Raw genomic sequence first — 13777 nt, forward strand, 5'->3', positions numbered from 1 at the left:
CGCCAGCGATGACCGTCGTCCGCCTGCCGCGGACGAGCGAAGCGAAGTCGCCGGCTCAGGGATCAGGCTCCCGGTTTGGTGCCGGTCAAGCGGGTCGCAACCGTGCTGGGCGCGGAGGCGCACCTCCGCGGAGACCCCCTACGAGCGAAGCGAAGTCTCCCCGCGGAGGCGCCTTCGGACTGGTGACGTCAAAGCGTGACGCACCTGAGCTGGCGCGAAGGCGCACCTCCGCGGAGGCCCGGCCACGAGCGAAGCGAAGTGGTTGGGCCGCAGCGGAGGTCGCCGTAGCGCACGTTCGCGGAGGAGGACACGGCCCGGAGGTCCCTTGGGAGCGAAGCGAGTAAGGGGCCGGAGGGCCGTGCCCGCACGGAGCGAACCAGCAACACCGCCCGCACGGAGCGAACCAGCAACACCGCCCGCACGGAGCGAACCAGCAACACCGCCCGGACGGAGCGAACCAGCAACTCAGCCGGGGGTCTGGCAGGCGCGGAAGCAGTCGTAGACGCCGCCCACGGTGCGGACGGCGGCCAGCACGGCGTCGAGCTGGTCCGGGCCGGTCACCTCGACGGTGAAGCGAGCATGCGCGACGCGGTCCTCGGACGTCGACGTCGACGCGGCGCGCAGGCCGGCCGCCGTGTCGGAGAGAACCTCCGTGATGTCGGCGAGCAGGCCGTACCGGTCGAAGGCCTCGACACCGATCTCCGCAGGGAAGGTGTGCGCCTCCGGGCATCGCCAGGACAGCACCTCTACCGGCTCCCTGACCGGCCCAGACGGGCCGGACGGCCGGGTGTTCGGGCATTCGGCGCGATGCAGCGTCACCGCGCTGTGGTTCACGTTCTGGCTCGTGACGAAGCCGATGAGCTTGTCCCCCGGCAGCGGGAGACAACATCGCGCGATCCGCACCGGGGCGTCGTCCGTCTGCCCTTCCAGGGACGCCATGCCCGCCCAGGCAGGCGTCGGCCGTCTGCCCACGACCGGCACGCCGGCCGGTCGCCCACTGCGGCTCCCTCGCGCGCGAGTGGAGGAGGCGGTGCCCGCGTCGGCCGTCGCCGGCCGCACGTCGACGGCGACGCCTGTAGCGCCAGGAGCAGCGGTGGCGGCGCCGGCTACGGCCGCCGACTCGGTGACGACCGTCGACTCGACGGCGGGCGTCGACTCGACGGCGGGCGTCGTCTCGACGGCGGGCGTCGTCTCGACGGCGGGCGTCGTCTCGACGGCGGACGCGGGAGCGGCGGCCGCGCAGGTCACCGCTGCTGGCGCGTCCGGCGCGCCTGCCGCCCAGGGGGTCATCTGGGCGTGACCCGCCGCGCCCGCGCCGGCCGGGACGGGCCACTCCCTCGGCGGATCGGCGGAGAGCTCGGCGGCCGGGGTCGGGCCGCCCGCCGCGGACGCGGCTCCGGCCGACTGGCCGACGCCACCAGCGCCCACCGTGGCAGTGGGCGGGATCGCGGCGGGCCCGGCCGTGGTGGCGGTCCCACCAACGGCGTCAGTCCCCGCGGCGGCGGCGGTACCGGTGGGCCCAGCGGCGTCAGCAGCCCCCGCGACGGCCGCAGCCCCGGCGGCGGTGGGGGTCGCGGCGGTGGCCGACTGGCTCGGCACGTCGGGGCTGGCCCCGGCCGTCGGCTCGGCGGCGGGGGCGGCAGGGGCGCCCGCCGCCCCACCCGCCAACGCGGCGGTCCGCGCGGCCTTCGACGCGGCAGCGGTCGCGTCCGGCGGAGTGCCCACTTCCAGCGCCGACGGCGAGGTGACCGCCGGCGAGGTGCCCGTCGCCGGCACCGGCAGTTGGGTGCCCTGGGTCTCGGCGGCGTCGCGGCGGCCGCGTGCGAGGCGGCGCCGGATCCGCACCCGGGCGCGCGCGGTCCGGACGAACGACAGCCAGTCCTCGCTGGGCCCGGCGTGCGGCAGGTTCGACGTGAGGATCTCGACGACGTCGCCGTTGCGCAGCCGGGTGTGCAGCGGCACCAGCCGGCCGTTCACCCGGGCGCCGATAGCCCGGTGGCCGATGTCGGTGTGCACCGCGTAGGCCACGTCCACGGGCGACGACCGGGCCGGCAGCGCGATCGCCTTCCCCTTGGGGGTGAACGCGAGCACCTCGTCGGCGTCCAGGTCGCTCGACAGCGACTCGAGGAACTCCCCCGGGTCCTTCGCCTCGTCCTGCCAGTCGAGGAGGCTGTGCAGCCAGGCCAGCCCCTCCAGCCGGGCGCCGTCGGCGCCGGCGCCGACGGGGCGGGCGACGATGCCGGTCTCGGCGAGGACGTGCATCTGCCGGGTACGGATCTGGATGTCGACCGCCCGGCCGGTCGCGTCGGTGACCGTCGTGTGCAGCGACTGGTACATGTTGAACTTCGGCGTGGCGACGAAGTCGCGCAGCCGGCCCGGAACCGGCCGCCACAGCCCGTGGATCACCCCGAGCGCGGCGTAGCAGTCGCGGACGTCCTCGACGAGCACCAGCACCCGGACGATGTCGTAGAAGTCCCGTGGCGGGCGGCCGCGCTCCTGGGCGCGCTTGTGGATCGAGAACAGGTGGCTGGTGCGCACGGACACCTCACCGACGATCTTCGCCTCGCCGAGGCCGGAGCGCAGCCGGCTGACGACGGCAGTGAGCTGCCCGCCCTCCCGCTCGGCCGCGACGAAGTCGTCGACGAGCACCTTCGTGCGCTGGTGCCCGTCTGGGTCGAGCACCTCGAACGCCCGGTCCTCCAGCTCACGCTTGATCACACTGACGCCGAGCCGGTGCGCCAGCGGGGCGAGGATCTCCAGGGTGACGCGGGAGATCTTGGCCTGTTTCGGCGGCGACATGAAGCCCAGCGTCCGCATGTTGTGCAGCCGGTCGGCGATCTTGATCAGCAGGACGCGGTAGTCCCTGGCCAGCGCCACGATCAGCTTGCGCAGCGTCTCGGCCTCGGCCGCCTCGCCGAAGCGCATCTTGTCCAGCTTGGTGACCCCGTCGACGAGGTTGGCCACCTCGCTGTCGAACTCCTCGGTAAGCAGCTCCAAGGTCGCCCTGGTGTCCTCGACGGTGTCGTGGAGCAGGGAGGCGACCAGGGTCGTCGCGTCCACGCCGAGGTCGGCGAGGATCTCGGCGACGGCCAGCGGGTGGATGATGTACGGGTCTCCGCTGCGGCGCATCTGGCCGCGGTGGTAGAGCTCGGCGGCCTCGTACGCGCGCACGATCGCGCCGATCTCGGCCTTGGGATGGAAGTCGCGATGCGCTTCCACGATGCCGCGCAGCTCCGGCGGGATCTGCCCACCGCGGCCGGCGGCCACCCGGCGGGCCAGGTGCGCGAGCCGGTGGCTGGCCTGGCGGGCGGCCAGCAGCGGGCGCGCGTCGTCGCCGAACGGCGTCGCCACACCCGGCGACAGACTTCCCCCGGCCGGCAGTGCCGCCCGCGCCCCAGCGTCCATCCCCCCGCCCTCCTCTGCGGCGCCGCAGGCCTAGGCCTGTACGCCAGATGTGACCCGGAAACAGTCGTAGACGCCCTCGATCCGGCGCACCGCGGCGAGCACCTGTCCCAGGTGCTTCGCGTCCCCCATCTCGAAGGTGAACCGGCTGATCGCCACGTTCTCACGGTTCGTGGTGACCGACGCCGACAGGATGTTGACGTGATGGTGCGACAGCACCCTGGTGACGTCGGAGAGCAACTTCGCGCGGTCCATCGCCTCCACCTGTATCACCACCAGGAAGACCGAGCCGCTAGATGGGGCCCATTCGACAGCCACCCGCCGGTCCGCCGCCGGGCTCGCCGGGTCGCCGACGTTGGCGCAGTCGGTCCGGTGCACCGACACACCGCGTCCCCGGGTGACCAGGCCGGTGATCTCGTCGCCCGGCATCGGGGTGCAGCACCGGGCGAGCTTCACCCAGATGTCGGACGCCCCGGAGACCAGCACCCCCGGGTCGCCGGGGGAGCGGCGCAGCGGGCGGATCGGCAGCGCGGTGTCGGCGACGTCCTCCTCGGTCGCCTCCGGGCTGCCCATCGCGGTGAGCAGCCGGTTCACCACCGCCTGCGCGCTGATGTTGTTCTCACCGACCGCCGCGTAGAGCGCGCTCACGTCGGCGTAACGCAGGTCCTTGGCCAGGCTGAGCAGGCCCTCGCCGGTCATCAGCCTGGTCAGTGGCAGGTTGTGGCGGCGCAGCGACCTGGCGATCGCGTCGCGGCCCGCGACCACCGCGTCCTCACGACGCTCGCGCGCGTGCCACTGGCGGATCTTGGAACGGGCCCGCGACGAGCGGACGAACGTCAGCCAGTCCTCGCTGGGCCCGGCGCCCTGCGCCCGGGAGGTGAAGACCTCGACGGTGTCGCCGTTGTCGAGCTCGGTGTCCAGCGTGACGATCCGGCCGTTGATCCGCGCGCCGACGCACTGGTTGCCGACGTCGGTGTGGACCGCGTAGGCGAAGTCGATCGGGGTGGAGCCGGCCGGCAGCGGGATGACGTCACCCTTCGGGGTGAACACGAAGACCTCGTCTGCCGGCGCCTCGAAGCGAAGGCTGTCGAGGAACTCGCCGGGGTCGGCGGACTCGCGCTGCCAGTCGAGAATCTGGCGCAGCCAGCTGGCCAGGTCCGGCTCGTCGCCACCGCGGCGGCGGCTGGCGGCCCGCCCCTCCTCCTTGTACTTCCAGTGCGCGGCGATGCCGTACTCGGCCCGGTTGTGCATCCCGTGCGTACGGATCTGCAGCTCGACAGGCTTGCCCTCCGGGCCGATCACCGTCGTGTGCAGCGACTGGTACATGTTGTACTTCGGCATCGCGATGTAGTCCTTGAACCGGCCCGGGATCGGCTTCCAGTTCGCGTGGACGGTGCCGAGTGCGGCGTAGCAGTCGCGAACCGAGTCGACGAGCACCCGGATGCCGACCAGGTCGTAGATGTCGTCGAAGGACCGGCCGCGCACGACCATCTTCTGGTAGATCGAGTAGTAGTGCTTGGGCCGGCCGACGACCACCGAGGGGATCCCCGCCTCCGACAGGTAGGACTGCACCCCCGCGGTGACGTCGGCGAGGTAGACGTCCCGGCTGGGCGCACGGTCGGCGACCAGTCGGACGATCTCGTCGTAACGCTTCGGGTACAGGGCGGCGAAGGAGAGGTCCTCCAGCTCCCACTTCAGGGAGTTCATCCCGAGCCGGTGCGCGAGCGGCGCGTAGACCTCCAGCGTCTGGCGGGCCTTGCGCTCCTGCCGGTGCTCGGGCAGGAACCGCAGCGTGCGCATGTTGTGCAGCCGGTCGGAGAGCTTGACGACGAGGGCCCGCGGGTCGCGTGCCATCGCGATCACCATCCGGCGGATCATCTCCGCCTGCGCCATCTCGCCGGCGTTGACCTTCTGCAGCCGGCTGACCGCGTCGACGATCAGCGCGACCTGGTCGCCGAACTGCTCCCGGATCGCGTCGCCGGTGAGGGTCGTCTCCTCGAGGGTGTCGTGCAGCAGCGCGGCGCACAGCGTCGGGACGTCCATGCCCAGGTCCGCGAGGATGCTCGCGACCGCGATCGGGTGGGTGATGTAGGGATGGCCGGAGGCGCGCACCTGCCCGGCATGCGCCGCGTCGGCCACCTGGAAGGCCAGCTGGACCGGCCCGATGTCCGCCTTCGGGTGGTTGGTGAGCAGGCCGCGCAGCACCGGGTCCAGCGCGGACGGCGGGGTCTCGCGATGCGGGGACAGGCGTGAGAGCCGGCTGCGCAGCCGCCGCGGCAGGGGCGGCGACTCGTGGCCCAGCCGGGGCTGCACCGGGGCACCGTCCTCTGGCAGCTCGTCCGGCACCGGGCCGCCGGCCAGGACGCCCCCGCCGACCGCCACGACCGACGCGCCTGAAGCGGGGCCACCGTTACCGCTGGCAGCGTTACCGCTGGCAGCGCTGCCAGCAGCGCCACCGCCGCCGCCAGCCGGGCCGGAGGCCGCGGCGGAGCCGGTGGCCGGGACGCCGTTCCTGGCGGCCTCGGTCTCCGTGGCGGGCCGGTCGGCCTCCGTCGAAGCGGCAGCGCCCGCCTCTTCGCCGGCCGCACGCACGCCGCCGCTCTGGGCCCCGGTTCTGGGCAGCCCACGGCGCCGCTCCGGCGACGGGCCCGTCGTGGGCCCGGGCGCCGGGAGCTGTCCGCCGCCGGTTATCACCGGGATTGCGTCGGGCACTGGGCCGCTCCTGCCGGAAAGTCTGACTTCGAGACTAACGCTGGGTTAGCCGCGGGCCTTCCGCAACCCAACCAAGCCGACGCTGAAGCCCCGAGGCCGTGCCCTGATGGCGATCGAGTGGGCAGGTCGGGCTGGGCCCCCACGCGCCGGCGGATGCCCGCGCCCGGCGGGAGCCAGGGACCTAGATTGCCAGGAGGGTGGTTACTTCCAGTGATGGGATCTGGCGCCGGCCGGCCAGGAACGTGAGCTCCATGAGCACGGCGAGGCCGAGCACCTCGGCACCGCTGTGGCGCAGCAGGTTGGCGGCCGCGGCGGCCGTGCCGCCGGTGGCGAGGACGTCGTCGATGATGAGCACCCGGTCGCCGGCGCCGACGGCGTCGGCGTGCATCTCCAGGACGGCCGTGCCGTACTCCAGCGCGTACGACTCGGTGACCGTGGGGCCGGGCAGCTTGCCCTGCTTGCGGATCGGGACGATCCCCGCGCCGATCCGGTCGGCGACCGGCGCCGCCAGCAGGAAGCCGCGGGCCTCGATGCCGGCGACCACGGTCGCGCCAAGCCGCCTGGCCGTGCCGGCGAGCGCGTCGAGCACCACCCCGAAGGCGGCCGGGGTCGCCAGCAGTGGAGTGATGTCCTTGAACACCACGCCCGGCTGGGGGAAGTCCTGGACATCGCGCACATGGGCGCGCAGCGCCGCCGCGGCCTCCTCGAGGCCTGCGTCCTCGAGGCCTGCGTCGGCCGCCGCGGCCGACTCGGGCGCCACGCGGCCCGTGGAGGGAGTCTCGATGCTCGTCATGGCGCCTTCCTACCGCCGCCGCTTCCCGCCGGGGCGTCCGCCCCCGCGGCGCGGCGCGGCGCGTCCGCGCCCGGCCGGCTGCCCCGGGCGGGCGCCCGGCCGGCGCGGCACCCCCGCCGAGGCCGGTTCCCGTTCCTCACCGACGTCGGCCACGCCGGCGTCCACCTCGCCGGCCGCCCCAGCCAGGCGCGGGACGCGCGGTGCCGTGCCCGTGCTCCTGCCCGGCGCCGTGGCGTCGGCCGCCGCGCCCGTGCGCGCGGCGCTCGCCCGCGCCCGCAGCACCCGCGCCTGCAGGGCCTGGACCACGGGCTCACGCTGCTTGAAGTCCACCAGCAGCGGGGAGGCGAGGAACAGCGACGAGTAGGTGCCCGAGGCGATACCGACGAACTGGGCGAGCGCGAGGTCCTGCAGCGTGCCGGCACCGAGCAGGCCTGCGCCGACGAACAGCAGCGAGCCGACCGGGATCAGCGCGATGAACGAGGTGTTCAGCGAGCGGATCAGGGTCTCGTTGAGCGAGTCGTTGGTCGCCTCGGCGTAGGTACGCCGGCTGGACGTCGCGATCCCCGCGGTGTTCTCCCGTATGCGGTCGAAGACGACAACCGTGTCGTACAGGGAGAAACCGAGGATGGCCAGCAGCGCGATGATCGTGGACGGCGTCACCTCGAACCCGACGAGCGAGTAGATGCCGAGCGTGACCACAAGGTCGTGGATCAGCGCCACCATCGCGGCGGCCGCCATCTTCCACTCGAACCGGAACGTCAGGTAGGCCATCACCAGCACGAGGAAGATCACAAGACCCTCGATGGCCTTGTTCGTGATGGTGGATCCCCAGGAGGCGCCGACCGTCGACACCGCGATGTCGGTGTCCTTCGCCCCGAAGTCCTCCGTCACCTGCTTGGTGACCGCGTCGGTCTGGGCGTCGGTGAGCACCGGGGTCTGGACCCGCAGCTGCTTGCTGGTCTCCAGCTGCTGGATGACCGCGTCGTTCGGGTTCACCCCGGCCGAGCTCAGCGTGCCGCGGGCATCCTCGACCGAGTGGCCGTTCGCCGGGAACTGGAAGACGGCGCCGCCAGAGAAGTCGATGCCCAGCGAGAAGCCGCGCACGATCATGCTGATGACGCAGATCGCCAGCAGGATGCCCGAGAACAGATACCAGATCTTGCGCCGGCCGATGAAGTCGAACCAGAACTCGCCGCGGTAGAACCGGGTGATCGCCGACATCTCAGGACTCCCGCTTCTGTCCGGGTCTGGCGGCACGCGCCCCCGGCCGCTGGCCGGGCGGCGCCCCGGCTGGCGCTCCCTGGGGCGTGGTGTTGCCGGCTGGCGCCCCGGCGGCCGGTACGGCGCCGACCCGGCGCGAGAGCCGCGGCCGCTCCGCGCCGTCGGGGGCCGCGCGTTTCGATGAGCTGAGGCCCGACCACTTCGGCGAGGTGAACAGCCTGCGGCGGACCAGCAGGGTCACCAGCGGCCTGGTGAAGACGAACACGATGACCACGTCGGACAGCGTCGAGAGCCCCAGGGTGAAGGCGAAGCCGCGCACCGACCCGATGGAGACGATGTAGAGCACGGCGGCGGCGAGGAACGAGACCGTGTCCGCCGACAGGATCGTGCGCCGCGCGGCCGGCCAGGCGCGCTCGACCGCCGCCCGCGTGGTCCGGCCCTGGGCGACCTCGTCCTTGATGCGTTCGAAGTAGACGACGAAGGAGTCCGCCGTCACGCCGACCGAGAGGATCAGGCCGGCGATGCCGGCGAGCGTGAGCGTGAACCCGATCGCCTCGCCGAGCAGCGTCACCGCGGCGTAGATCAGCACGCCGCTGACCGCGAGCGAGCTGATCACGACGATGCCGAGCAGCCGGTAGTAGAAGAACGAGTAGAGGATGACCAGTCCGAGGCCGATCCCAAGCGCCAGCAGGCCGCCCTTGAGCTCGTGACGACCGAGCGTCGGGGAGATCGACTCCGCCTGCGACTTCTCGAACGCCAGCGGCAGCGCGCCGTACTTCAGCACGTTGGCCAGGTCCTCGGCGTCAGACTGGGTGAACGTGCCGGAGATCTGGGCCGAGCCGGGGATGCGCTCGTTGGTCGTCGGCGCTGACTGGACGACGCCGTCAAGCACGATCGCCACCTGCTTGCCGATGGTGTCCTCGGTCAACTTGGTGAACTTGTTCTGGCCCGAGCCGGTGAAGTCGACGTTGACGACCCACTCACCGGTCGAGACGTTGGTCGTGCCGCCGCTCGACAGCAGGCCCGCCGACGCGGTCTTCACGTCGGTGCCGATCACCTTCGCCGGCTTGAGCAGGTACTTCACGACGCCGTTCCGGTCGCACGCGGCGGTCCAGTCCCCGGGCGCGTCGGTGGCGGCGCCGGAGGCGCGCAGCTCCGCCGGGGCGCAGGTCAGCGCGTCGTACTTCTTCTGGATGGCGGCGGGCGGCGTGTTGGCGTCGACCGCCGCGCTGGCGCTCGCCGACGGCGTCGGTGTCGGTGTCGCGGACGGGGTGGCGGCGGCGTTCGCGGATGGTGTCGCGGTGGGCGTGGGTGGTGTGGTCGCGGTGGGCGACGAGGCGGCGGCGGGGCTCGCGGATGACGTCGGCGACGCGGAGGCGCCGGCGGTCGGCTGCCCGCTCGCCGGTGCCAGCGTGGAGCCCGCCGACGGCGACGCCGAGGCGGTCGCGCCGGCGGTCGGGGTGGCCGTCGGGCTGGGCGCGGGTGCCGCGGCACCGGAGGTGAAGACCTCGCGGAACCGGAGCTCGGCGGTCTGGCCTACGAGGTTGACGACGTCGGAGCGGCCGCGGCCGGGCACCGAGATCTCGATCTGGTTGCCACTGCGCTTGACCTCGGACTCGGCGACACCGAGGCCGTCGACTCGCTGGCGGATGATGTCGATCGCCTTGTCGACGGCGCCGCTGTTGACCTTCTGGCCCGCCTGGGTCGACTTCGGCGTGAGAATGACGCTCGTCCCGCCCTGCAGGTCCAGGCCGAGGCGGGGCGTGAGCGTCCCGGTCAGGGCCATGATCCCGTACAGCACCGCGAGCACACCGGCGAGAAGACCCAGCCGGAGCCAGAACGGCCGTGTCTCGCGCGACCGCGTCGACCGACGTGCCAACGGATTTCCCTTCTGCCCGCCGGGTCAACGATGATCCCGGCCGGAGCCAAACGTATCCGACGGGCGACGGGATGAGGACGTTAGCCGCCCAGCCCGCACCGGATGCGTCGTTCTTCTTACGACACAGGGACGCCTACAGTTCCTTCTTCGGCGACTTGCCCGCGTCGCCGGGCGCGGGGCGCTCCTCGCTCGTCGGCTCGCCCGACGGCGCGGACGCCTCGTCCGTGGGCGTTCCGGCCGGCGAGGCGTCGGCGCTCGGCGCCTCGTCATCCGGCGTCTGGGCCGTGTCCTCGTCGGCACCGGTCGTCGGCGTGCTCACGATCCGGCCGATCGCGCCCCGGCTGAACCGGCACACGACATCCGGCGCGATCTCCAGGAGCACGTCCTGGCCGTCGACCTCGACGACCGTCCCGTAGAGCCCGCCGCGGGTAATGATGAGGCTGCCCGGGCCGAGCTTCGACTGCTCCTGCTGGTTCGCCCGCGATCGCCGGCGTTGGATGGTGAAAAAGTACACCCCAACCAGAATGATCAGAATCGGCAGCAGCCAGCTGCCGGCGCCGCCACCGCCCTTGTCGTCGGCTGCGATGTCGCCGGCCGCGATCGCGGCGGTTGCCATTACGTGCACGTCCTGCCCCTCCTAGGTGTCGCGGCGATCGTACGGCTGCCGCGGGGCCGAGCGTGGAGCGCCCGGCCCCGCGGCAGCTCGCCGGGCGCGAAGCGCCCTCCCTGCGTGGTGCTGGGCCCGGGCAAATGATGGTGGTTGGCCTGGCTACGGGTGAGCGAGGTGGCTGGGTTGGCACTGCGCTGATGCGCCCGCCACTTTCCACGGCTGGGTTGCGTGAACAGATCGCCAGGGCGATGCGCGATGCCGGGTGGCTGACGGTTGGGTCGATGGAATTACTCAGTTGGCGTCGGCCTCGGCCTCGAAACCCGGTTCGAACAGAGGCGTGGGAATGGTCTGGGAGCGTCCCAGTGGGTCGGCCGGAGGGTCGTAGCCGAGGTGGGTGAAGGCGGCAGGGGTGGCGACGCGGCCGCGGGCTGTCCTGGCGAGCAGGCCGGCGCGCAGCAGGAACGGCTCGGCCACGTCCTCCACCGTGTCCGGCTCCTCACCCACGGACACCGCGAGCGTGGTAAGCCCGACGGGGCCGCCGCCGAACCGCTTCACCAGCGCGGTGAGCACCGCCCGGTCGAGCCGGTCGAGCCCGAGCGGGTCGACGTCGTACACCCGCAACGCCGCCCTCGCGACCTCCAGGGTGATGATCCCGTCGACGCGCACCTCGGCGTAGTCGCGGACCCGGCGCAGCAACCGGTTGGCGATCCGGGGGGTGCCGCGGGAACGCCCCGCCACTTCGACCGCCCCTTCCGGCCGGAGTTCCACCCCGAGCAGCCGGGCAGAGCGGGTGAGCACGGCGGTCAGTTCGTCGGTGTCGTAGAAGTCGAGGTGGGCGGTGAACCCGAAGCGGTCGCGCAGCGGCCCGGTCAGCAGGCCCGCCCGAGTGGTGGCCCCGACCAGGGTGAACGGGGCGACGTCGAGCGGGATCGCGGTCGCGCCGGGGCCCTTGCCGAGCACCACGTCGACGCGGAAGTCCTCCATCGCGGAGTAAAGGAGCTCCTCGGCCGGGCGGGCGATCCGGTGGATCTCGTCGATGAAGAGCACCTCGCCGGGCGCGAGCGCGGTGAGGACGGCGACCAGGTCACCGGCCCGCTCTATCGCCGGGCCGCTGGTGAGCCGCAGCGGTACCGCCATCTCCTGCGCGATGATCATCGCGAGGCTGGTCTTGCCGAGGCCGGGCGGCCCGGAGAACAGCACGTGGTCCGGCGGGCGCCCCCGGCCGCGCGCGCCAGCCAGCATGATCGACAGCTGTTCCCGCGCCTTGCGCTGCCCGACGAACTCCGCCAGCGTCCTCGGCCGCAGCCCCGCCTCGAACGCGCGCTCCTCGGCGTCGGCAGCGGCCGTGACGAGCCCTTCCTCGCCTCCCATGCCCCCCACTGTCCCGTCCACTCCCTACCGCCCGGCTACCGGGCCCGCGTCACGCGGACCCGGTAGCCGGCCCCGACGCGCGCGATGATGGTCCACGAGGAGCCGCCTACCGCGGCCGCAGGACGGCGAGCGCGGAGCGCAGCAGGGCGGAGACGTCGCCCTCGGCGCCGTCGCCCGTCGCCTCCACGGCGTCCGCCGCCTCGCGGGTCGAGTACCCGAGGCCGACCAGCGCGTCCGTCACCTGCTCGGCCGCAGTCCGCGGCGTGGGCATGATCCGTCCCGAGGCGCTGGCGCCGAGGCCGGCGCGCGGCGTCGCGCCACCCGCCGGCGGGCCGAGCTTGCCCTTGAGATCCAGCACGATCCGCTGGGCGCCCTTGCGGCCGATGCCGGGCACCTTCGTCAGCACCGCCAGGTCCTCCTCGGCGACGGCGCGGCGCACGTCGTCCGGCGCCAGCACCCCGAGGACGGCCTGCGCGAGCTTCGGGCCGACTCCGCCGGCGGCCTGCAGAATCTCGAACACCTCCCGCTCGTCCGCGTCCGCGAACCCGTACAGCGTCAGCTCGGTCTCGCGGACCACCAGCGTGGTCGCGAGCCGCGCCGGCTCGCCGGCCGCGAGCCCGGCCAGCGTCGCCGGGGTGCACTGCACCAGGAGCCCCACCCCGCCGACCTCGACCACGGCCGCGGTCGGCGACACCGACAGCACCGTGCCGGCGACCGACGCGATCACGCCGGTCCCCCGGCCGGCCGCGGCGCGGCGCCGGCGGCTCGGGCGGCGTTCACGCCGGCCGCCGCGGCACGCACCCGGGCGAGCGCGGGCCCGCGCCAGACATGGCACAGCGCGAGCGCGAGCGCGTCGGCGGCGTCCGCCGGCCTGGGCGGCGCCGCGAGGTCGAGCAGCTTCGTGATCATGAAGGTCACCTGGCTCTTGTCCGCCCGGCCACTGCCGGTGACGGCGGCCTTGACCTCGCTCGGGGTGTACAGGGCGACCGGCAGGCCGCGCCGCGCCGCGAGCACGATCGCGACCGCGCCGACCTGCGCGGTGCCCATCACAGTGCGCACGTTGGCCTGGCTGAACACCCGCTCCACCGCGACCGCGTCCGGGCGGTGCCGGTCCAGCCAGGACTCGATCTCCAGCGAGATGTCCCGCAGCCGGATCGCCACGTCCTCATCGGCCGGCGTCCGGGCGACCCCCACATCCACAAGCGTCGCCCGCCGCCCCGCACCCCCACCGTCCACAACCCCAAGCCCACACCTCGTCAGCCCCGGATCGACGCCCAGCACCCGCACGCGCCAAACCTCCACCAGGACAGGAGCCCGATCGCCAGGACAGCGAACGCCTGTTCGGATCCTAGGCGCCCGACGCATCCGGACATCGCCGACACGCGGAAGCTGTGTCTCTGGTTCGCTCCGTCCGGGCACGGCGCTCCGGCCCCTTACTCGCTTCGCTCCCAAGGGACCTCCGCGCCGTGTCCTCCTCCGCTCACGGGCGCTACGGCGACCTCGCTGCGGCCCCCCTACGTCGCTTCGCTCGTAGGAGGGCCTCCGCGAGGTGCGCCTCCGCGCCCAGCGCGGTTGCGTCCCGTCGCACGTCACCAAGCCAAAGCCGCACACCGGGCGGGGCCACGTCGCTTCGCTCGTGGTCGTGCCTCCGGGGAAGTCCCTACGAGCGAAGCGAAGTGGGGCGCCGCGTGGGTGCCGCTTCGGACTGGTGACGTTCAAGTGCGACGCATCCACGCTGGCGCGGAGGCGGGGGGCCGCGGGGGCCCGGCCCCGGCGCGGAGCCAACGTG

The 13777-nt window shown here is 73.2% G+C and carries 9 protein-coding genes; all 9 read right to left on the reverse strand.

What is annotated here, in order from left to right:
• Positions 1-465: 465 nt before the first annotated feature.
• On the reverse strand, positions 466-3405 hold the full coding sequence (locus QOZ89_RS37805; RefSeq protein ID WP_312628785.1) for a RelA/SpoT family protein: 2940 nt from the start codon (positions 3403-3405) through the stop codon (positions 466-468).
• A 30-nt stretch (positions 3406-3435) separates the two neighbouring features.
• On the reverse strand, positions 3436-6114 hold the full coding sequence (locus QOZ89_RS37810; protein ID WP_312628787.1) for a RelA/SpoT family protein: 2679 nt from the start codon (positions 6112-6114) through the stop codon (positions 3436-3438).
• 181 nt (positions 6115-6295) lie between these two features.
• Entirely contained in the window at positions 6296-6907 is a 612-nt protein-coding gene (locus tag QOZ89_RS37815; RefSeq protein ID WP_312628789.1) for an adenine phosphoribosyltransferase, read from the reverse strand.
• A gap of 9 nt (positions 6908-6916) precedes the next feature.
• Positions 6917-8128: a protein translocase subunit SecF gene (secF, locus tag QOZ89_RS37820; protein WP_312628791.1), complete on the reverse strand. Its 1212-nt coding sequence runs from the start codon at positions 8126-8128 to the stop codon at positions 6917-6919.
• A 1-nt stretch (position 8129) separates the two neighbouring features.
• A complete protein-coding gene (gene secD / locus QOZ89_RS37825; RefSeq protein ID WP_397428920.1) occupies positions 8130-10007 on the reverse strand; it encodes a protein translocase subunit SecD in 1878 nt (625 codons plus the stop codon).
• A gap of 133 nt (positions 10008-10140) precedes the next feature.
• Positions 10141-10623, reverse strand: a complete 483-nt coding sequence (yajC, locus tag QOZ89_RS37830) for a preprotein translocase subunit YajC (RefSeq protein ID WP_312628808.1) — start codon at positions 10621-10623, stop codon at positions 10141-10143.
• Between the two features lie 285 nt (positions 10624-10908).
• Positions 10909-11988: a Holliday junction branch migration DNA helicase RuvB gene (gene ruvB, locus QOZ89_RS37835; protein ID WP_312628793.1), complete on the reverse strand. Its 1080-nt coding sequence runs from the start codon at positions 11986-11988 to the stop codon at positions 10909-10911.
• Positions 11989-12094: 106 nt separating this feature from the next.
• On the reverse strand, positions 12095-12715 hold the full coding sequence (gene ruvA, locus QOZ89_RS37840; RefSeq protein WP_071052864.1) for a Holliday junction branch migration protein RuvA: 621 nt from the start codon (positions 12713-12715) through the stop codon (positions 12095-12097).
• Positions 12712-13275 carry a crossover junction endodeoxyribonuclease RuvC gene (gene ruvC / locus QOZ89_RS37845; RefSeq protein ID WP_312628798.1) on the reverse strand — a complete coding sequence of 188 codons (564 nt, stop codon included), beginning with the start codon at positions 13273-13275 and terminating at the stop codon, positions 12712-12714. Before ruvC ends, ruvA begins: the two co-directional genes overlap by 4 nt.
• Positions 13276-13777: the final 502 nt, after the last annotated feature.

Origin of the sequence: Pseudofrankia coriaricola (genome assembly GCF_032027725.1) — a bacterium.
Lineage (GTDB): Bacteria > Actinomycetota > Actinomycetes > Frankiales > Frankiaceae > Pseudofrankia.